General features: G+C 71.9%; 16 protein-coding genes and 1 pseudogene. 9 read left to right on the forward strand and 8 right to left on the reverse strand.

All coding sequences use genetic code 11. From position 1 onward, the window contains the following. Positions 1–218 precede the first annotated feature (218 nt). Both FHX32_RS21900 and FHX32_RS21905 read left to right on the forward strand, forming a co-directional pair. A complete protein-coding gene (locus FHX32_RS21900) occupies positions 219–2,093 on the forward strand; it encodes an adenylyl cyclase (RefSeq protein WP_167186502.1) in 1,875 nt (624 codons plus the stop codon). Positions 2,094–2,389: 296 nt separating this feature from the next. Further along, on the forward strand, positions 2,390–2,566 hold the full coding sequence (locus FHX32_RS21905; RefSeq protein WP_167186505.1) for a hypothetical protein: 177 nt from the start codon (positions 2,390–2,392) through the stop codon (positions 2,564–2,566). On the opposite strand, the gene abc-f is transcribed toward FHX32_RS21905, so the two are convergent. Next, positions 2,559–4,202, reverse strand: coding sequence for a ribosomal protection-like ABC-F family protein (gene abc-f / locus FHX32_RS21910; RefSeq protein ID WP_167186508.1), 1,644 nt, complete (start codon positions 4,200–4,202; stop codon positions 2,559–2,561). The two genes, FHX32_RS21905 and abc-f, sit on opposite strands and share 8 nt — an antisense overlap. Positions 4,203–4,504: 302 nt before the next feature. Between abc-f and FHX32_RS21915 the strand changes: the two genes are divergently transcribed. After that, on the forward strand, positions 4,505–5,077 hold the full coding sequence (locus FHX32_RS21915) for a hypothetical protein (protein WP_167186511.1): 573 nt from the start codon (positions 4,505–4,507) through the stop codon (positions 5,075–5,077). A gap of 135 nt (positions 5,078–5,212) precedes the next feature. Here FHX32_RS21915 and FHX32_RS21920 read toward each other — a convergent pair whose 3' ends face one another. The 3 genes from FHX32_RS21920 to FHX32_RS21930 all read right to left on the reverse strand — a co-directional run bounded on the left by FHX32_RS21920 (position 5,213) and on the right by FHX32_RS21930 (position 7,152). Next, positions 5,213–5,971 carry an SRPBCC family protein gene (locus FHX32_RS21920; protein ID WP_167186514.1) on the reverse strand — a complete coding sequence of 253 codons (759 nt, stop codon included), beginning with the start codon at positions 5,969–5,971 and terminating at the stop codon, positions 5,213–5,215. 133 nt (positions 5,972–6,104) lie between these two features. After that, positions 6,105–6,542 (reverse strand): DUF6069 family protein, encoded by a 438-nt coding sequence (locus tag FHX32_RS21925; RefSeq protein ID WP_167186517.1) that lies wholly within the window; start codon positions 6,540–6,542, stop codon positions 6,105–6,107. A 1-nt stretch (position 6,543) separates the two neighbouring features. After that, positions 6,544–7,152 (reverse strand): winged helix-turn-helix domain-containing protein, encoded by a 609-nt coding sequence (locus tag FHX32_RS21930; RefSeq protein ID WP_208419144.1) that lies wholly within the window; start codon positions 7,150–7,152, stop codon positions 6,544–6,546. Between the two features lie 194 nt (positions 7,153–7,346). Between FHX32_RS21930 and FHX32_RS21935 the strand changes: the two are divergent. The 5 genes and pseudogenes from FHX32_RS21935 (at position 7,347) to fxsT (ending at position 16,033) form a co-directional block, all read left to right on the forward strand. After that, a pseudogene (locus tag FHX32_RS21935) lies at positions 7,347–8,346 on the forward strand (extracellular catalytic domain type 1 short-chain-length polyhydroxyalkanoate depolymerase). 300 nt (positions 8,347–8,646) lie between these two features. Further along, a complete protein-coding gene (locus FHX32_RS21940; RefSeq protein WP_167186520.1) occupies positions 8,647–9,669 on the forward strand; it encodes a GGDEF domain-containing protein in 1,023 nt (340 codons plus the stop codon). Positions 9,670–10,325: 656 nt separating this feature from the next. Next, the gene (fsxC, locus tag FHX32_RS21945; protein ID WP_167186524.1) at positions 10,326–11,336 is read left to right on the forward strand and encodes an FxsC protein; all 1,011 of its coding nucleotides are present in this window, start codon (positions 10,326–10,328) and stop codon (positions 11,334–11,336) included. After that, a complete protein-coding gene (locus FHX32_RS21950; RefSeq protein WP_167186527.1) occupies positions 11,333–12,109 on the forward strand; it encodes a TIR-like protein FxsC in 777 nt (258 codons plus the stop codon). The genes fsxC and FHX32_RS21950 overlap by 4 nt, the downstream gene beginning before the upstream one ends. Positions 12,110–12,139: 30 nt before the next feature. After that, complete coding sequence (gene fxsT, locus FHX32_RS21955; RefSeq protein ID WP_167186531.1) at positions 12,140–16,033, forward strand: FxSxx-COOH system tetratricopeptide repeat protein; 3,894 nt, start codon at positions 12,140–12,142, stop codon at positions 16,031–16,033. Here the strand turns inward: fxsT and FHX32_RS21960 are convergent. The 4 genes from FHX32_RS21960 to FHX32_RS21975 all read right to left on the reverse strand — a co-directional run bounded on the left by FHX32_RS21960 (position 16,026) and on the right by FHX32_RS21975 (position 19,584). Next, entirely contained in the window at positions 16,026–17,210 is a 1,185-nt protein-coding gene (locus tag FHX32_RS21960; RefSeq protein ID WP_167186534.1) for an FxsB family cyclophane-forming radical SAM/SPASM peptide maturase, read from the reverse strand. The genes fxsT and FHX32_RS21960 overlap by 8 nt on opposite strands. Positions 17,211–17,478: 268 nt before the next feature. Further along, entirely contained in the window at positions 17,479–17,940 is a 462-nt protein-coding gene (locus FHX32_RS21965; RefSeq protein ID WP_167186537.1) for a DUF4231 domain-containing protein, read from the reverse strand. 156 nt (positions 17,941–18,096) lie between these two features. After that, positions 18,097–18,849, reverse strand: coding sequence for a YwiC-like family protein (locus FHX32_RS21970; RefSeq protein ID WP_486481255.1), 753 nt, complete (start codon positions 18,847–18,849; stop codon positions 18,097–18,099). Positions 18,850–18,852: 3 nt separating this feature from the next. After that, the gene (locus FHX32_RS21975; protein WP_486481256.1) at positions 18,853–19,584 is read right to left on the reverse strand and encodes a helix-turn-helix transcriptional regulator; all 732 of its coding nucleotides are present in this window, start codon (positions 19,582–19,584) and stop codon (positions 18,853–18,855) included. Between the two features lie 150 nt (positions 19,585–19,734). Here FHX32_RS21975 and FHX32_RS21980 point away from each other — a divergent pair, with 150 nt between their 5' ends. Next, positions 19,735–20,172, forward strand: coding sequence for a hemerythrin domain-containing protein (locus tag FHX32_RS21980; protein WP_167189055.1), 438 nt, complete (start codon positions 19,735–19,737; stop codon positions 20,170–20,172). Positions 20,173–20,370: the final 198 nt, after the last annotated feature.

Raw genomic sequence — 20,370 nt, forward strand, 5'->3', positions numbered from 1 at the left:
GGGCGGCCGTACGGAAAGTCGATGCCCGCGCCGGTAGCGGGCGAGCCGGTTCACCGGGTAGAAACAAGCCACCCCCTTCCTTCACGACGTGATCCGAGCCGGCGAGCCGAGAGAGCGCTCTCACAGGGCCTTGTCCGCCGCCGGCAGTGGCAGGTCCCCCTTCCCCATCCACGTCGCTGCGCCGGAGCAGGTGCCGGCCAGCGGAGAGGACGAACCGCATGACGACGCATCCCCGCAGCGGCCGGCGGCGTACCGTCCGGGCCCTCGCGCTCGGACTCGCGCTGGCGACCACCGCCAGCCTGGCCGGCACCGCCGCCACCGCCGGTCCGCCCCGGCACGGCACGCCGGACTTCGGACCCAACGTCACGATCTTCGACCCGAGCATGCCGGTCAGCCAGATCCAGGCTACGCTGGACGCGGCGCACGCCCGCCAGGTCGACGCCGAGATGAGCACCGCCCGGCACGCCTACCTTTTCAAGCCGGGCAGCTACGGCACGGCGGAGCAGCCGTTGCAGGTCAAGGTCGGCTACTACACCGAGGTCGCCGGGCTGGGCGCCGCCCCCACCGACGTCGACGTCAACGGCAAGATCGAGGTCTACAACCGCTGCCTGGCCGACGGCGGCGCCGGCAACTGCATCGCCCTGGTCAACTTCTGGCGCACGCTGTCCAACCTGTCCATCGACGTCGACGCCGCCGGTCAGGACGGCTGCCGGTCGTCGGCGAACTTCTGGGCCGTCTCCCAGGCGGTGTCGATGCGCCGGCTGGACATCGCCGGCGGCAACCTGTCGCTGATGGACTACTGCACCGCCGGCCCGCAGTACGCCAGCGGCGGCTTCATCGCCGACTCCCGGCTACCCGCCACCACCAACGGCTCCCAACAGCAGTGGCTGACCCGCAACAGCGAGGTCGCCGGCTGGTCCAACGCGGTGTGGAACCAGGTTTTCAGCGGCGTGGTGGGCGCGCCGGACGATGCCGGCTTCCCCGACCCGCCGTACACCACGCTGGACACCACCCCGCTCAGCCGGGAGAAGCCCTACCTGTTCGTCGACGCCAAGGGCCGCTACCAGGTCCGGGTGCCCGCGGTGCGGCGCGACAGCCGCGGCATCACCTGGGCCGACGGCCTGACGCCCGGCCGGACCATCCCGATCGGCGACTTCTTCATCGCCAAGCCGTCCGACCCGGTGCGGGTCATCAACAGCCAGCTCGCCCGCGGCAAGCACCTGCTGCTCACCCCGGGCGTGTACGACATCGCCCGCAGCATCCAGGTCAAGCGACCGAACACGGTCGTCCTCGGGCTGGGGCACGCCACCCTCACCGCAGTGGGCGGGTCCGTTCCGCTTGAGGTGGCGGGCGTCCCCGGCGTGGTGATCGCCGGCGTCACCATCGACGCCGGCCCGATCGAGTCGCCGGTGCTGCTGCGGGTGGGCGACAAGCGCGGCCGCAACCACAGCACGCCGTGGAATCCGACGACGCTGTCCGACGTCTACTTCCGGGTCGGCGGGCCGCACATCGGCCGGACGAACATCGCGCTCGAGGTCAACAGCGATCACGTCCTCATCGACCACACCTGGGTGTGGCGCGGCGACCACGGCGTCGAGGGCTTCACCGAGGGCGTCAACGGCGACACCGAGCGGTGGCGGACCAACACCGGTCGCTACGGAGCGGTCATCAACGGCGACCACGTGACCGCGACCGGGCTCTTCGTCGAGCACTTCCAGCGCTACAACACCGTCTGGAACGGCGAGCACGGCACCACGGTCCTCTACCAGAACGAACTGCCGTACGACCCGCCGACGCAGGCCGACTGGATGAACGGCGAGGTCGAGGGCTGGGCCGGGTACAAGGTCGGCGACCGGGTGAAGCACCACACGTTGTACGGCGGCGGCGTGTACGTGTTCAACCAGAACAACCCGTCGATCCACACCGAGAACGGCTTCGAGGTCCCGGTGACCCCGGGCGTCCGGCTGCACCACGTGATGACGGTCAACCTCAGCGCCGGCACGATCGACCACGTGGTCAACGGCGTGGGCGAGGCGGCCGACACGACCCGGGTCGGCGCGCCGGTCTACGTCCCGCGGTACCCCCTCCCGTAACGACGACCGACGACACGGGCCGGAGCCGACCGCGGCTCCGGCCCGTGCGCCCGGCGTCCCCGCCGCCATGCGCGGATGGCCTCGATGCCCCGGTGTTCCCGCCGGCCCGGGCGCCAGCGAGATCATGCGCGACCGGTACGCCGCGGTCACGCCGGCGGGTCGCCGGTTAGCCTCCCCACGCGGCACCGCCGCCTAGGCTGCCGGTGAGGGGGTCGCGGGGTCGACCGTGATCGTCGACGGCCGGGGCGGTGCGCGACGGCCGCCTCGACGGCGAGCGCACGCAGGGAGGGGCGGCGATGGATCCGACCACCGAGGTCCCGCTGGGCGCGCTGAAGCGCGCCGCGGAGGCGCACGGCGTGCACGAGCAGCAGCTGGGTCGGTCCGACCCGGACTGGCCGCAGTGGTACGCCGAGCACATGACCCGCACCCTGGCCGAGGACGGCTACCGGCTCACCGGCCCGACGATCACATAGTTCCGCCGTCGGGCGCCCCGGTCTCCAGCAGCCGGCCCTCGGCGAGCCGCAGCCAGCGCTCCACCCGGATGTTCTCCAGGAACCGCTCGTCGTGGCTGACCACCACGAACGCGCCCTGGTACGCGTTGAGCGCGCTCTCCAACTGGCCCACGCTGACCAGGTCCAGGTTGTTCGTCGGCTCGTCCAGCAGCAGCAGTTGCGGTGCCGGTTCGGCGAACAGGACGCAGGCCAGCGTGGCCCGCAGCCGCTCCCCGCCGGAGAGCACGCCGACCGGGAGGTGCGGGCGGGCGCCCCGGAACAGGAAGCGGGCCAGCAGGCTCATCCGCTGCGCCTCGGGCAGGTCCGGCGCGAACGCGGCCAGGTTCTCGGCCACCGTCCGGTCGAGGTCCAGCAGGTCCAGGCGCTGGGACAGGTAGGCGACCCGGCCCTCGGCCCGCCGGGCCACCCCGCTGCCCGGCGTCAGGTCACCGTCGAGCAGGCGCAGCAGGCTGGACTTGCCGGCGCCGTTGGGCCCGGTCAGAGCGATCCGCTCGGGCCCGCGGATGGTCAGGTCGAGCCCGTCGCCGGCGAAGAGCGGGCGGTCGCCGTAGCGCACCTGCAACCGCTCGCCGAGGAAGACCGTACGGCCGGCCGGGACGTTCGTCCCGGGCAGCTCCAGCGTGATCTTCTCCTCCTCGCGCACGGCGCGGCCGGCCTCGTCCAGCCGTGCCTTCGCCTCGCTGACCCGGGCGGCGTGCGTCTCGCGCGCCCGGCCCGCCGACTCCTGGGCGCCGCGCTTCATCGTGCCGGCGAAGATCTTCGGCAGGCCGGCGTTCTTCAGGTTGCGGGACGCGTTGCTGGCCCGGCGCTCGGCCCGCTCGCGGGCCTGCTGCATCTCGCGCTTCTCCCGCTTGACCTCCTGCGCGGCGTTGCGGAGGTTCTTCTCGGCCACCTCCCGCGCGGCCCGCACCGCCTCGGCGTACGCGGTGTAGTTGCCGCCGTAGGAGCGGACCTCGCCCCGGTCGAGTTCGAGGATCCGCTCCATCCGGTCGAGCAGCGCCCGGTCGTGGCTGACCAGCAGCAGGCAGCCGGTCCAGCTCTCCAGCACTCCGTAGAGCTTGTGGCGGGCCTCGACGTCGAGGTTGTTGGTCGGTTCGTCGAGCAACAGCACGTCCGGCCGCTTCAGCAGCTGCGCGGCCAGGCCGAGGGAGACCACCTGGCCGCCGCTGAGGGTCCGCAGCCGCTGGGTGAGCGTGACCTCGGTGAGGCCGAGCCGGTCCAGCTCGGCGCGAGTGCGCTCCTCAATGTCCCAGTCGTTCCCGATGGTGGTGAAATGCTCCTCGCTGGCGTCGCCGGACTCGATGGCGGCCAGCGCCCGCAGCACCGGGTCGATCCCGAGGACCTCGGCCACCGTCAGGTCACCGACCAGGGAGAGGTTCTGCGGGAGGTAGCCGAGCAACCCGTTGACGGTCACCGTGCCGCCGGTGGGACGCAGCTCGCCGGCGATCAGCTTGAGCAGGGTGGTCTTGCCGGCGCCGTTCGGCGCGACCAGGCCGGTGCGGCCGGCGCCGACGGAGAAGGACAGGTCCTGGAAGACGGGGGTGTCGTCCGGCCAGGAGAAGGACAGGTTCGAGCAGACGATGAACGCGTCGGACATGCGAGAGACCTCGGATGTGACGTGGGCGCGGCGCAGCCGGCCCGGCAGGGGACAAGGGCTGGTGGAACGACGGCATGGCCACGACGGCGGCGCTGGTCACTGCGCCAGCCGGTGGCCGGACTTCCGGAATCACCCGGAGATGTCGTCGTCACCTGCCATGTCTGGTCTCCCTCGCTCGATCACTCCCCTCGACCCTAACACCGCCGGCGCCGTGGCCCCACTAAGATCCACTATCTCGACGGACGAGCGCGGGCCCGCGCCCACGAGGAAGGGGCGTCGGCCTTCGGGACGAGGAGGGCCGGATGCCGGAGGAGAAACCCGGACCGTACGCGGCCCGTCGACCGCTGCTCCTCGGCGCCAATCCCTTCGCCACTCTCTACGCCGGTGGGGAACCGAGCGCGTACGTCTCCGTCTGGCGCGTCGACTGGTCGATCTGGGGCAGCGGCAACGTGCTGATCCTCTGGTACGACGGCCGGCTCCACGTTGTCGGAGACGACGGGCGGCTGGCCGGCCGGATCGAGGAGTACTTCGTCCGCAACTTCGACGAGGCGGCCGCCCTCCCCGGCTGGCCGGCGGCCACGGTGACCGTCGCCGAGACCACTGTCCGCGTCGACCCGGCGAGCGGGACCACGGCGCACGGCGGTGACATCACCGTACGGCTGTCCGGCATCCTCGACGCCCGCCCGTTCGCGGCACCGGACTTTCCCCTCCACGGGCGCGGCCACGGCCTGTCGATGCAGGTGCTGCCCTGCGCCGCGGCCACCGTGACGCTGGCCGGCCGACGCCTGCCCGGCGCGCCCCGGGTCACCCGGGACGACCGCGGCCGGCCGCTCTCCTCGGCGGTCTGCACCCTGCACGAGGCGTGGAGCGGATAGGTCGCGGGCCGGCTGCTCGTCGACCACGCGGCGGAGGATCCGCTGCAGCCGGTGCGCGGCGAGCGCGACCCCGGCGGTGGACAGGCGGCGGCCCCGCCACCCGTCGTGGGTTGGCGGGGCCGCCTCGGCCGGTGATCAGCCGATCGGGAGGCCGGCGACCCAGTCCTGCCAGGCCTGGCCGGTGCGCTCCGGGTCCTGCTGCGGGCCGAACAGGTGGTGGCCGAGCACCAGCGTGTTGCCGCGCTCGGCGCCGGAGTGCAGGAACCGGTAGAGCGCGTCGTCGGTGCGGACGCCGAGGTAGGTGGGCAGCCCGGCGAGGTCGACCACCCCCTCGACCGGCGGCAGGCCGTCGGCGGTGAACCGGACCGGCGCTCCCTCGGTGACCGGGCCGGTGATACCGAGAGCGCGGGCGACCGCCGCCCAGACCTGGTCCGGGGTGCCGGCCTCGGGCCGGAAGGCGGTGACCGGGGCACCGGTGCGGCCGGCGAAGTGGGCAACGTATGCGGCCAGCGTGCCGAGGTACATGTCCCAGCCGACCTTCATCGCCTCGTACTCGGTCTCCCAGTTGTCGCCGAGCACGCCGCTCTGCACCAGGCGCAGCGTGGTGCTGCCCTGATCCCGGCCCTCGATGAGGTATTCGATCGCCATGAAGGTGCCGTCCGGGCCGGCGTCGCCGCGGTACGCGAACCGCTTGCCGGGCTCCCAGCCGGTGATCGTCGCCTCGCTGACGAAGCCGGCCATGTCGTGGCGGGTGCGGCTGCCCTCGCCCGGGTTCACCTCGCTGCGGCCCATGAACCAGGAGTCGATCCCCGGCCCGGTGGCGATCGCCTCCCACACCTGCTCGGGCGTGGCGGCCAGCTCGATGTCCTTCGTCAGCTCGAATGCGTGTCCCATGATCGGCACCTTTCAGTCAGTGTTCTCAGTCGTCTGTGGGGTTGGTTCGAAAGGGGTCGCCAGGGCGTGGGAGCCGCCGGCGAGGCCGGGCGTGCCACCCTCGGGCGCCGCCCGGCGGGTGGGCGGGCTCGAGTCAGCGGACGTTCGCCCGGTGGCGCAGCATCGGCAGCAGGGCCGCGGCGACCACGACGTGCAGCACGCAGAGCATGATCCGGGTGTCCACGGTGGCCTGGTTGAGGAAGACCGGCACGAACGAGGCCAGCAGCACGGTGCCGGCCAGCACACTCCAGACGGACCGGGCGTGCCGGGTGTACCGCTCGAGCACGGCCAGGGCACCCCAGCCGAGGAGCGCGAAGACCAGGCTGAAGCCGGCGATCTCCGGCAGGATCAGCTGGTGCGCCTGGTCGGCCTCCGGCGCGGTGAGCAGGAAATCGGTGCCGGCGGCCCGGGCGGCCAGGTAGAGCAGGCCGTTGGCGGCCACCGCGGCGGCCACGCCGAGGGCGCGCCGGCGCCGGATCGTGGCGGTCGTCGGGCTGGTCAGGACGGTGATCGGGCTGGTCATGGCGGTCATGTCAGGACTCCTCGGGCTCGGTGTCGGTGGTGGGGTTGACGCTGGGATGCAGGGCGAGCACCACCCGGTGGGGGCGCCCACCGGGTGCGGACTCGTCGTGGTACCTGCTGACCAGGGCGGCGAGCGTGGACGCCAGTTCCTCGGCGAACGCGGCCCGCTCGCCCGCCGAGGCGAACCGCACCTCGGCGTCCATCGCGAAGGTCGCCACCCGCTTCTTCGCCCGGTCGGCGCCGGTGATGAGCGCGCCGACGTCCTGCACGAGCCGGGCGGCGACGGCGAGCAGCCAGCGCGCCGAGAGCCGGTCCGGCTGCTCGGACGGCTTGGGCCGAACGGCGGCGAGGGCGGCTGGCGAGATCACGTACGACGCCGCGGTGGCCCGCATGACCCGTTCGGTGACGTTGCCCTTGCGGCGCTCCTCGACCAGCTCGATCAGGCCGTGCTGCTCAAGTGCGCGGAGGTGGTAGTTGACCTTCTGCCGGGGAAGGCCGACCCGCGCCGCGAGCATGGTCGCCGAGGCCGGCTCGGCGAGCTCGGCCAGCAGCCGGGCCCGCATCGGGTCCAGCGACGCCTCGGCTGCCGCCGGGTCCTCGATCACTGCGATGTCGAACATGCTCTGAGCCTCCCACCGACAGCTTTCCTTGTCAAGACAAAACTTTTTGTCGGTGGATTCGACACGGGACGCCGGTTGCCAGCCCCGCCCCACTTATCCATACTTGTGGATGCTCCTGAGCCGGACATGATCGGGCACCGGGCGGCCTCGATCGGAACCCCCGCCCCATCGGCGTCTCCGGAGGAACCCATCCCATGAGAGCGAAGATCAAGCTGCTCGGCGCCACCCTGACGGCCGCCGCGCTGGCGGCGCTGGCGGCGGTGACGGCGGCGGCGCCCGCCTCGGCGGCCACGCTGACCGAGGTCACCAACTTCGGCGCCAACCCGAGCAACCTGCGGATGTACCTGTACGTGCCGGACGCCGTGGCGCCGCGTCCGGGGCTGCTCGTCGCGGTGCACTACTGCACCGGCTCCGGCCCGGCGTTCCACTCCGGCACGCAGTTCGCGTCCCTGGCCGACCGGTACGGCTACATTGTGGTCTACCCGTCGGTGACCCGCAGCAGCCAGTGCTTCGACGTCTCCTCGCCACAGGCGCTGCGCCGCGACGGCGGCAGCGACCCGGTGGGCATCATGTCGATGGTCAACCACGTCCGGCAGCGGTACGCCGTCGACCCGGCCCGGATCTACGCCACCGGCGTCTCGTCCGGGGCGATGATGACCAACGTCCTGCTCGGGCTCTACCCGGACGTGTTCAGCGCCGGCGCCGCCTTCGCCGGCGTCCCCTTCGGCTGCTTCGCCACCACCAACGGTTCGGAGTGGAACAGCGAGTGCGCCAACGGCCAGGTGAGTCGACGCCGCCCAGGCGATCCGCTTCTTCGGCCTGGACAACACCGCGCCGCCGACCAGCCCGCCGCCCAGCACTCCCCCGCCGCCCACCGGAGGCTGCCGGGTGGCGTACGCGGTGAACGCCTGGAACACCGGCCTGACCACCTCGGTGACCATCACCAACACCGGCACCGCCGCGGTCAACGGCTGGAGCCTGGCTTTCACCCTGCCCGCTGGGCAGACCATCACCGGCGGCTGGAACGCCTCGTACGCACCGGCCAGCGGCGCGGTGACCGCACGTAACGTCGCCTACAACGCCACCATCGCGCCGAACGCCTCGGTCAGCGTCGGCTTCCAGGCCACCCACACCGGTGACGCCGGCCCGCCGGCCTCGTTCACGCTCAACGGATCGCCCTGCGCGACCGCCTGAAGCCGACGGCGGAGGTGGGCACCGGCGTTGCCGCCCACCTCCGCCCCACCCGGGTCAGCGACCCCGCGCAGGGCGTTTCCGCTGGTCCACGACGCTGCGTGCCGATCCGCACACGAGCTGGTGAGGTTGCCGCCGCAGGTATTGACGGTGAACTGAAGCACACCATTCAATGTCGGGATGGTGGGACGCGCCACCGGAGCGGCCACGACACCGAGACGTCGGCCCGGCGGTCACGACCGGTAGCGCTACCACGTCACCTGCGATCGTCGGCGGAGTGCCGTGGCTACGGTGGACAGTCGGGTGAACGAGCGTCGCCGAAGGATCCTCCTCGGCGCGGCATTGCACGCCGTCTCGCACGCGGTAGCCGTCGTCTACTGTCTCCTGACGCTCCACCAGCCGAACCGGTCCCTCATGCTCGCGGCCTACCTGTGCGGAATGGCGTCCGGGCTGGTGGGGGTGTGGGCGGCGCGGCGGGTGACGACGCAGGTGTCGGGATACCGTCTCTCGTTCACCATCCTGCTGATCACGCTCCTGGCGGCGGCGCTCGGCGCGCACTGGGACGGCGGCGTCACCTCGCCGGCCGCACTGGGTTTCGTGACCACCACCGTGTTCGTCGCCAACTACACGCCGCACCTACGGCTGATGATCGCGCTCGAGGTGCTCGTCGTCGGGTCCTACCTCGCCGTCGCCGTCACCGGCGGACCGGCGAACTCCGGTCACGTCTTCATCTACCTCGCGGGCATGCTGGTGCTGGCCTCGGTCTGCTCGACGCAGGCCCGGATCCTCGCGCGGCAGCGGTCCCAACTGCGTGCGCTCGCGGCGCTGGATCCGCTCACCGGCGCCCTGAACCGGCGCGGCCTGGCCGAGTTCGCCAGCCACCTCTTCCGGGGCGGCTGTCGTCCCGGCCCGTCCCTGCTCTGCCTGGACCTGGACGACTTCAAGCTGGTCAACGACCGCCTCGGGCACGCCGCCGGCGACGAGTTGCTGCGGCGGACGGTGACGGCGGCGCGGGACGCGCTGCGGGTCGAGGACGCCATCGCCCGGGTCGGCGGCGACGAGTTCGTCGTCGTGCTGGTCGACGCCGACGAGCCCACCGCGCGGGCGATCGCCGCCCGGGTCGGCGCGGCGGTGGGTCAGCACACCGGCGTCAGCATCGGCTCGGCCACCGCGCCGTACGACGGCGACTCCCTCGAAGCGCTGATGCTCGCCGCCGACCAACGTCTCTACCGGGTCAAACAGGAACGCCAGCGGGTCGCCGCCGGGCCGCCGGCGGACGGCAACGGCCTGCTGCCCCGGGGCGCGGGCGCCCTCGGCGCCCCGTAGTGGGCGCCGCCCGGCCAAGTCGACTCGACCTGATCCGCGGACCAGCCGCCCATCCGGCCCGCGATCACGGCTCCGCGAACTTTCCGACACACGAGGTCCGCTCTCCCCCGAGGGTGCGGAACACTCACCTGCATGGCGAGTCGGCGCACGGTCCAGCATCCGCGGGATGTCCGGCGACGGGATCGGGAGGCCGTCCGGACGGACCGCGACCGCCGCTCGCGATGCCGGCATCGGCCGGACCGGGGCGCGCGGCCATCGAGCGGGATCGAGTCGGTACGCGCCCCGCGGGGCAGGGCCCAACGGCCGGTTATCGTCCGATTTGCACCAGCGATTATCCGACTGCGCACCCGATTGCGTTCTCAACACCCTTGCGTGTATGTATGTAGCTCTGGAGGATCCTGCGACCTGCGCCGAGACCGCGCCTCCGCGTCCAATCGAGCGTGTCCGGAGGGGTTGTGGCATCCATTTTTCTGAGTTACAGACCAGACGACGACGGCGCCTACGCCGAAGCGTTCCTCGGTGAACTCTGTGACGCCATCCGGCTGCTGAACGGCGGCGGCAGCGGCCCGCCGTTGACGGTCTTCATCTCCGGAGACGACGCAGTCGTCGACGGTGAATGGACGAGACAGGCCGCACAGGCATTGGCGGAATGCACAGTGTTCCTCGCAATCGGTTCGCAGCGGTATTTCCTCACCGAACGATGCGGCCGCGAATGGTCGGTCTTCCAGGACCGGCTCAACCAGCACGAGACGATCACCGGGCGCCGGCCGAAGGCCTTCGTTCCGGTCGCCTGGGGAGACAACGGACTCTACGGCGACCTCCCGGCCGGCGAGTTCACCACGGACCTGGCGCGACGGGCGGACGTCCGGGCCCTGGTCCGGCTCAAGAGCAACCGGTCCCGCTACCGCGAACTACTCGGCGGGCTCGCCCGCCACATCGTCGAGGTCAGCCGCAACGATCCGGTACGCCCGGCGGTCACCCTGCTGCCCTACCGGGCCACGCCGAACGCCTTCCGGACGGTGGGTGACCACTCCCCCCGGCCGACCGCCGCGAGAGCCGGCTTCGCGCCGTCGTCGGTGCGCTTCGTCGTCGCGGCGGGACGTCGCGACGAGATGGCCTCGCTCCGCGGCAACCTCGACTTCTACGGTCCCCGGCGGGCCGACTGGCGGCCGTACCGTCCACTTCGTCCGGAGGCCCTCGCCGCCCAGGCGCAGGCGGTCGCCGCCGACCACCTGTTCGATTCCGATGTCGTCGACGACATCGAGGACATCGTCGGTGTACTGGAGCGGGCGGACGCGGACGACGAGTTGCTCGTCATGCTGATCGACGCCTGGGTGGTGCGGATCGCCGCGCACCGCGAGGCGCTGGCCGAGGTCGACCGGCGGGCCGACCCGACCACCGGATTCTTGGTGCCGTTCAGCGCCACCGACCCGGAGACGAGTCAGGCGCGAGAACAGCTGACCGAGGCGTTGTCGCGGTTGCTCGCCCTGCGCACCGCGCGGTGCAATCCGATGCTACGGATCGGCCCCGACTCGGCCGAGGAGTTCGAGCAGGAACTGGGCGGCATCCTGGAGACGTCGCGCAACCTCACCTTCCGCTCCGCGGACGTCCGCAGAGTCGCCCCGGGCGCCCCTGCCGGCAGCCGCCCGTTGCTCGACGCCCCTTGAGTCGGGCAGCCGATCGGCGTGGCCCGGCGGGCACGAAGGCCGACCCCGACATCTTCTTCTTCCTGAGCTTCGCCGAGTCGAGCGACACCGATGACGAGTTGGTGGCGGTCTTCTTCAACGACCTGCGCAACGAGGTGCGGGCGGTGAGCGGGACTCGAAAGAGTGATCCGGCCGCCACCGGGTTTCTCAGCATCGCCAACCTGCGACTCGGCGCCGACTGGTCGGAGGAGATCAGGACCGCACTCGGCACCTGTCGAGTCTTCGTCGCGCTCAGCTCACCGACCTACTTCGGCAGCGAATCCTGTGGCCGCGAGTGGCAGGCATTCGCCGACCGCCTGTCGGCATACCGCGCGGCCACCGGTCGGGCCGCGCCCTCGTTGCTGCCTGTCTCGTGGCGGCCAACCGAGATTCCGGAACACCTCGGCACGATCCAGTACGTCGACCGGTCATTGTCGACCGTCGTGTTCGACGAGGGACTGCTCCCCGTCATGCGGTTGATCCGGCATCGTGATGCCTACCATGAATTCGTGGGCAGGCTCGCGGCTCTGATCGTCCGGACAGCGCGGAGCCATCCGATTCCGCCGTCCCGGCCGGGTCCGGATTTCTACCGCCTACCCGTCGCGTTTCCGACCCTTCCGCCCACGGGCGGCGCCGAAGCGGTTCCCCGGCAACGGGACGCCGAGGCGACCGCTCGACAACACCCTGACGGCAGACCCCGCACGCCGCCCGATCTGGGCGGCAGAGGTGAGCTTCCGCGACTGCACGGCAACTGACCGGTAGAGCGACCGAGAGGGAGGTCCACGGTGTCCGGTAGCGTCCCCGAGCCCGCCGCCGGTGAGCCGCGGCACGGGCGGATCATCACCTTCTACTCGTACAAGGGCGGCAGCGGCCGGACGATGGCGCTGGCCAACACCGCGTGGATTCTGGCCAGCAACGGCTACAAGGTGCTGGCGATCGACTGGGACCTCGAGTCGCCCGGCCTGCACCGCTACTTCCACCCGTTCCTGGTCGACGACGAGCTGCGCCGGACCGAGGGACTGATCGAGCTGCTCCAGCGCTACAGCGCGGCCACGGTCACCCAGGAGAGTTCGCCCTCGTGGTTCGAGGAGGTGAGCCGACTCGACAGCGCGACGATGTCGCTGAACTGGATGTTCCCGCACGGCGGGATGTTGGACTTCCTCCCGTCCGGCAAGCAGGACGGCCGGTACTCGGCGAAGGTCTCCAAGTTCGACTGGGACAACTTCTGGCAGCGCCTCAACGGCAAGGGTTTCATCGACGCGCTCGCGGCCGGAATGCGCCGCGACTACGACTTCGTGCTGGTCGACAGCCGGACCGGGCTGAGCGACAGCGCGGGGGTGTGCACCATCAGCCTCCCGGACACGGTCGTCGACTGCTTCGCCCTCAACACCCAGGGCGTCGACGGCGCGGTCAGCGTCGCCCGGTCCATCGCGCGCGCGGACCCGTCGATCAGGATCTACCCGCTGCCGGGCCGGGTCGAGCCGGGCGAGCAGGCCAAGCTCCAGCGGGGCCGGGACTACGCGCAGCGCAAGTTCCGGCCGTACACCGACGCGCTCGACCTCGACGGCGACCGCTACTGGCGCAGCGTCGAGGTGCCGTACAAGCCGTACTACGCGTACGAGGAGATCCTGGCCGTCTTCGGCGACCGCCCGAGCGAGCCCAACTCGCCGCTGTCGGCGTTCGTGGCCCTCGCCGAACTGCTGGCCGACCGGCCGCTGGGGACCCCGGACACTCCGGAGAAGCAGCGGTTGTCGGTGCTGGCCCGGTTCGAGCGGACAGCCACCTCGGCGCCGATCCAGGTGATCGTGCAGTACGCCGCGATCGACCGGATCTGGGCGGAATGGATCAGCCAGGAACTGACCCGGATCGGACACGACTGCCTCCTGGTCGGGCCGGGCCGGGAGGAGGCTCCGGCGCTGGAGGGCATCGATCGGGTCGTCGTGCTGCTGTCCCACGACGGGCTGACCTACGAGGGCATCGAACGGTACTGGCGGCGCGAGGTCGACCGGGCCGACCTGCGTCCGGCCGACTTCCTCGTGCCGATGCGCGTCAACGGACCGGTCCTGCCCGTGCCGGCGTCGGTGGCCGGCACCGTGGACTTTCCCAACCTGCGCGCAGACGAGGCGGTGCAGGCCGTCTTCACCGCCCTCGGAATCCGCTACACGCCGCCCGGATCGGCCGCCGGCGAACTCTCGCGGATCCGCTTTCCCGCACAGCACACCCGGCACTGGCGGGTGCCGAGCCGGCGAAACCCCGCGTTCGTCGGGCGGGAGGCGGCGATCGAGGAGTTGCGCGACCGGCTACTCGACCTCAACGGGTCGACAGCGGTCTCGCTGATCGGCATGAGCGGCGTCGGCAAGACCCAGATCGCCCTGGAGTACGTCTACCGCTTCGCGGCCGCGTACGACATCGTGTGGTGGATCTCGGCCGACAGCGTGGAGCAGGTGACCGCCGGCTTCGAGGCGTTGGGCGAGGTGCTGGGGCTGCCGCCCAACCGGGAGGGGACGGGGCGGGTCGATGCGGTCCTGCGCGCCCTGCGCGAGCGGGACGCGGCCACCCGCTGGCTGGTCGTGCTGGACAACGCCGAGGACCCGGCCGAACTCGCCGACCTCGTGCCGGCCGGCCCGGGCGACACCATCATCACCACCCGGGACCAGGCGTGGTCCCGCTCGACCCGGGAGATGCAGGTCGACGTGTTCGAGCGGGCCGAGAGCGTAGCGCTGCTCGCCCGGCGCGGCGCGAAGCTGGCCACCAGCGAGTCCGCGGTCCTGGCGGAGCGGCTCGGTGACCTCCCGGCGGCGGTCGAGACGGCGGGCTACTGGCTGGCGAGCACGGCCGGCACCCTGCCGGAGTACCTGCGGCTGCTGGAGGGACACGTCGCCGAGGCCCTCCAGGTGCCCGGGTACGACGCGCCGATCACCGCGACGTTCTCGGTGGCGATGGAGTCGTTGCGCGGCCGGAGCCCGGCCGCCGCTCGACTGGTCGAACTGCTCGCCTTCTTCGCACCCAACCCGATTCCGACGGCCATCCTGAAGTCCGAGCGCATCGGTTCGCTGCTCGCCGAGCACGACGCGGCCCTGCGCGACCCGCTCCTGCTCAGCCGGCTGATCCAGCACATCGGACGGTTCGGCCTGATCAAGTCCGATCCGGCCAGCCGCAGCATCGGCATGCACGTACTCACCCAACAGGCGATCCGGCACGGCCTCAGCCCGGACGAGCGGGTGACGAACCGGGGCATCGCCCAGGAGGCGCTGGCGGACATCAATCCGGGTGACGCCGACAATGCCGACAACTGGCCGCTCTACGAGGGGCTGCGGCCACACGTCGACGCGCTCGACGCGGTCACCTCGGACTCGCCGAACGTCCGGAAGCTGATCATCGACCTGGTCCGCTACCTGCGGCTGCGCGGCTACTACGCCGGCGGCGAGCAGCTCGCCGACCGGGCCATCGCCGCCTGGGCGGAACTGTTCCCGGATCCCGACGACGTGATGTCGCTGCTGCTGCGGTTCCAGTACGCCAACATCATCCGTGACCTGGGACGAATGGCGGAGGCGTACGCGATCGACAACGACCTGATGGCGCGGTTCACCCGGGTGGCCGGCGAGGACCACCCGTACACCTTGATGGTGGCCGGCAGCTACGCCCAGGACCTGCGCGAGCAGGGCCGGTGGGCCGACGCCGAGGAGCGCGAGGCGAAGACGTTCGGGCTCATCCCGGTGGTGCTCGGCGAGGACCACCCGCGGACCCTGATGGCGGCGCTCAACTACGCGCTGACAATGCGGTTGGCGGGTAACTACGCGGAAGCGCTGCGGCTGGACCGGCAGACGCTGGACAAGCGACGCCGGCTGCTGGGCGAGCGGCACCCGTTCACGCTGTCCTCGGCCGACGCCTACGGCACCGACCAGCGGGACAACGGGGACCTGCAGGGTTCGCGCAAGACGCTGGAGGCGGCGTGGAAGGCCTGCGAGGAGGTGCTCGGCGAGGACCACCCCGACACCCTGCGGACGCTGCGCAACTTCGCGACGACGTTGCGCTGGCTCGGCGAGACCCGGCTGGCGGCCAGCCTGCTCGACATCGCGTTGCCGCGTTACGAGCGGGTCCTCGGTTCCGGGCATCCGGCCACCGTCGGCTGCCGGCTGGAACGCGCGAACGTGGCGTCCGACCTCGGTGAGGACGACGTGGCCCGGCGGCTCGCCGCGGACGCCGAACGGGCCTACCGGGAACTGTTCGATCCCGCGCATCCGCTGTACCTGGTCGCCCTCAACAACCTCGCTGTCTTCACCCGCCGGTGCGGTGACCTGTCGGCCGGGCGCACCATGGCCGAGCGGGCGGCTACGGGTTTCGAGGAGGTGCTCGGCGCCTCGCACACCATCACCGCGCTGGCCCTGGTCAACGTCGCGAACGCGGCTCATGCCGCCGGTGACGCCGAGTACGGCCGGCACACCGACGAGCGCGCGTACAACATCCTCCGGGAGTCACTGCGCCCGGAGAACATCGCCCTGATCGGCGCAATGCTGAACGTGGCGGTGGGCCGGCTCGCCGGCGGCGACTACGACCAGTCGGGCTGGAACGACGCGGTGGCCTACTCGGCTCAGGTGCTGGGCAACGACCATCCCATCACCGAGCTGGGGCGGCAGAAGCGCCGGGTCGACCTCGACATCGAGCCGTTCGTCATGTGAGCGGCGCCGGCGCGGACGGCGGTCGCCGGGCGGCCATGTCCGCCGAGACGCGCCTCCTGACGTGTCGGATGATCCGCAACAGGTCGACGCAGTAGACGGAGCGGAAGTCGAACCCGGCGGTGGGATGGAAGCGGTGCGCGTACAGCCCGCCGCCGCAGACGCCGAGCACGTCACAGCCCGCACAGGCCCGGGGGACCGCTCGCGCCGACCGTTGCTCCGCCTGCACCGACGGCACGGTGAGGGCGTCGTCGAACGAATGGGACAGCACGTCGAGCCCGGTCTCCGGCGCGCCGGGAACCGTGGTCTTCAGCACGTCGCTGCCCTGGATGCTGCCGTCGGTGTCGATGACCACCGCGCCGGTCCGGGTGGTGCCGATGTCCTCCGTGCCGCTCGCCCCGCCGAGCAGTTGCTGGATGATCGAGTCGAAGAGCCGGATCGCGACACGGCGACGTGGGGCGTCGTACCACTCGTCGAAGACCGTGACGAGCCAGTCGCCGTAAGGCGTCCCGGTGCGGTCCGGGCGCCGCCCGGGCGGTGGATGTACCCAGTTCCCGTGCGGCAGCCGGAGGTCGATCATCGGTGGTGCGAACGCCAGGAGGCTGCGGTACACCTCCAGCGGATCGTTGGCGAGGTCAACGGTGCAGAGGATGCCGCCGTAGATCGCCCGGTAGGGCTCGCTGCCCAGCAGGGCCAGCGCCCGCGCGACCCGGGGGAAACTCTCCGCACCGGCAGCCGAGCGGCGGTGCCGGTTGTGCGCGGGAAGCCCACCGTCGAGGCTCACCCCGACCCGGACGTCCTGATCCCGGAAGAGCCGGAGGAACTCGTGCCCGAGCCGGAGGCCGTTGGTCTGGACGGTGAAGCCGATGTCCGCGTCCGCGGGCGTGGCCGCCCGGACGGCGGCCACGGCCCTCGCCAGGTGCGCCGTGCCGGCCAGCAACGGCTCGCCTCCGTGCAGGATGACCCGCGCCTCCCGCACCCCGTGCCGTCGCAGGTGTTCGCCGATCCGTGCGGCCGTCGCGTCGATCACTGTGGCGGACATGGCCCGCGGCCGGTCGCGCCAACTCTGGTCGACGTGCTCGTACACGTAGCAGTAGTCGCACGCCAGGTCGCACCAGCCGTGGATCTTCACCACGAACTGTCGGAACGGAAGCCAGGGTGTCAGACCGCTGAGTTCCACGGCGCGACCTGGTCCGTCGGCTCCGGTTCGCGCTGCCGGCGGCGGGCCGCGCGAAGGTGATGGGACAGGACGTCGGCCCCATCGTCCTCATCGGACCCAGCGGTGGCGCTCGCGCTGTCGGGACCGACACTGGTCGGGCGGGTCGGCTGGACTTTCACGTCAGCTAGTGGCATACCCGCCCCCTGGCCCGGCGAAATTGCCTCACTTCCCTGCATTAAAACAAACCGCAGATGCGAAAACGACTACAAATATCCGACTCAACGGCCGGTCAGTTCGGCAGCGACCGGCCCGGATCCGCGCGTTCCTGGGCGATCTGCGCCCATCGCTGCATTTCATCGCCTTCGATGCGGGTCACCGCCTTGACGAGTTCGGCGTCGCGCAGGGAGGGATCGTCGTACGGGTGCGCACCCACCCGGTAGAGCCGGCGCTGCTCCTCCACCGCTTCCCGCGCCTGGCTGAACCGCAGGTAGTTCTCCTGCCACTGGAACACCGCGCGGCACCCGGCGATGACCACCAGGAGCGAACCCAGAATCGCGGGAATCTGCGGCCGATTCGGCACGAGCAGCGCGGCGAGAGGGATCGCCGCGGAGAGCACCACGGTGGTGAGTTCGGATATCCGGTGGGATCGACGGGAGCGCTTCGCCGCCACCAGATACCACCGGTACGAACCGTCGGCGACCTCCATCGCGTAGGACCGCTCGGTGCGAGCGCCGTCCGGTTCCACGACCATGGCACATCCCATCGCTCGGAACTCCCGACCTCTCCGATGATCCCCGTTCGGTCAACAGCGGACCATCACCCGTGCGCCGGGTTCCCGACCGAGATGGGTGCGGTGTCACGGGCGGAAGCGGTAGCCCATCCCGGGTTCGGTGATGGGTGCCGGCGGTCAGAACGCGATCAGCACGACGGCGAGGACGAGCAGCGAGCAGCCGATCTCGATCATCCCGACCCGCGCCGGCCGGAGCCGCCGGCCCGGCAGGACCACCGCCCGGATCAGCAGCAGCAGGAAGACCGGCGCGAGCAGCAGGTCGAGCCAGGCCGCCGCGAGCAGCGCGACCACGTGGAAGCCGACGGAGAGGCGCAGGTAACCGGCGTCCCCACGCTCCCGGATCATGGTCTTGACGTAGAACACGGTGCCGACCAGGTACAGCAGCAGGGCCAGGAACGCGGGAGCCACCTCGGCGAGGGGCACCCCGGCGATGGTGGCCAGCACGAAGACCAGCAGGCAGCTCTGCGCCACCGAGGCGAGGTCGTTGAGCAGGGCGCGCTCCCGGCGGCGCCAGGCGTACCCGGCGTTGACCGCCAGCAGCGCGGCGTAGCACGGGGCGTACCAGAGCACGGCCGGCCGGGCGAGCAGCACGGCCACCGCGAGCGGCGCGGCCACCAGGCCGTAGACCAGCAACTGCTCGGCGAAGCGCCGCGGTCGGCGGGTCTTGATCGCCTGGAACACGTAGTAGGACATCAGGTAGCCGGCCAGCCACGCGCCGAGCAGCGGCAGGTGCGGCCAGCGCGGGCCGACCAGCGCCACCCCGACCGTGTACGGCAGCAGGAGCATCGCCCAGGCGCCGTGCTGCGGTGGCAGGAAGCGGCGGATCCGCCGGCGGGAGCCGACCGGGCGCGTGGTGGTGGCGGCGGACACGGGTCAGCTCACCGCGGCCGGCACGGGCGCCGGGTCGGCGTCGGGCACGGGCAGGGTCAACCGCACCACGCAGGCGTCGGGCGCGCCGAAGGGTTCGAGCACGGCGCCGGTCGGCGGGGCGCCGGCGTGTTCGAGCGCGCCGCGGACGACGCCGACGTGCAGCGCGCAGATCGCGTCCGGGCTGCGGTTGACCAGTTCCAGGAAGGGGCAGGTGTGCAGGTGGACCTCGACGGTCCCGTCGGCCGTCCGGTGCCGGCGGGGGTCGAAGCCCAGGCCCCGGAGCACGTCGAGCAACGTGTCGACCGGGTCCCCGCCGGTGGCGGTCGCGGCGGCGGCGAGGTGGCGTCCCCAGCCGTGGCCGGCGTGGACGGCCTCGGCCCGGGCGGCGCCGGGATCGCGGCGGGAGAGGTGGTCGAGCAGGGCGGCGGCGAGCGCCCGGTAGGGCGCCGGGGCTGGCGCTGCCACGGCGGCGGCCCGGTAGCGCCAGGCCGGCCGGCCGGGCTGCCCACCGCTGGCCCGCGCCCGGACCAGCAGCCCGGCGTCGACCAGGCGGTCGAGGTGGGCGCGGACGGTGGAGAGGTGCAGCCCGGTCCGCTCCCCCACCTCGGCAATGGTCAGCCCGGTGTCGGCGGCGCGCACCAGGTCGAGGATCGCGGCCCGGCTGGCGGTGCCGAGCGCCCGGTGGCGGCGCGGGTCGATCGTCTCGCCGGCCGGCCCGGTTCTCGGGGTTTCCACGTCAACCAACATTACAACGTGTTCATCCGCAAAAACCCCCCGAGCCCGGGTCCACGGTCCCAGGATCTCGGGGCGTCCGGCCCTGCCGGCGGCATCGCCGCCGGGCGGACGATGCCGGCAGACGTCCATCCGGCCGGGGAGATGAGTGCCGTGTGCAACTACTGCGGCTGCCGGGAGTTCCCGCTGATCGGTCGGCTCTCCGCCGAGCACGAGGCGATCGCGAACGCCGCGGGCCGGCTGCGCACCGCGGTACGCGACGGCGCTGACCCGCACGCGGCCCTCGACGACCTGCTCGCCCTGCTGCTGCCGCACACCGCCACCGAGGAGCGGGGGCTCTTCGTGGAGCTGCGGGAGGAGGGCAGCCTGGCCGACGCGGTGGCCAGGCTCTGCGCCGAGCACGACGACATCCACGGCGTGCTCGGCGGCGTGGACCGGGCGGCGCCGGACTGGCCGGCCGTGCTGGCCGCCCTCGACCGGCTGCACCGGCACATCGACAACGAGGAGCACGGGCTCTTTCCGGCAGCGGTGATCGCGCTGCCGATCCCGGCCTGGGACCGGATCACCCCGTCGGCCGCCGCACCCCGGTAGCGCACCCCGGTATCCCAGCCCGCTGGCGCGCCCGGGCAATGCCCGATCGATCGACCGCGATCGGAGCGCGTCCGTCCGCGCACGCTCGTGCGGCGGCGCCCTCCGGCGGGGACATCGCCCGTCGATCTCGGGACCTTCGGCCCGGTTCTCCGCGGTACCGCGCCGGCACGATGATCGCGACGCCCGGTCTCCGGTTGC

This window comes from Micromonospora sp. CNZ280 (genome assembly GCF_011759515.1).

Excerpts from the sequence above, each read along its gene's own strand:
- FHX32_RS21900 (WP_167186502.1), top strand. The coding sequence starts at position 219 with ATGACGACGCATCCCCGCAGCGGCCGGCGGCGTACCGTCCGGGCCCTC.
- FHX32_RS21905 (WP_167186505.1), top strand. The coding sequence starts at position 2,390 with ATGGATCCGACCACCGAGGTCCCGCTGGGCGCGCTGAAGCGCGCCGCG.
- abc-f (WP_167186508.1), bottom strand. The coding sequence starts at position 4,202 with ATGTCCGACGCGTTCATCGTCTGCTCGAACCTGTCCTTCTCCTGGCCG.
- FHX32_RS21915 (WP_167186511.1), top strand. The coding sequence starts at position 4,505 with ATGCCGGAGGAGAAACCCGGACCGTACGCGGCCCGTCGACCGCTGCTC.
- FHX32_RS21920 (WP_167186514.1), bottom strand. The coding sequence starts at position 5,971 with ATGGGACACGCATTCGAGCTGACGAAGGACATCGAGCTGGCCGCCACG.
- FHX32_RS21925 (WP_167186517.1), bottom strand. The coding sequence starts at position 6,542 with ATGACCGCCATGACCAGCCCGATCACCGTCCTGACCAGCCCGACGACC.
- FHX32_RS21930 (WP_208419144.1), bottom strand. The coding sequence starts at position 7,152 with ATGTTCGACATCGCAGTGATCGAGGACCCGGCGGCAGCCGAGGCGTCG.
- FHX32_RS21965 (WP_167186537.1), bottom strand. The coding sequence starts at position 17,940 with ATGGTCGTGGAACCGGACGGCGCTCGCACCGAGCGGTCCTACGCGATG.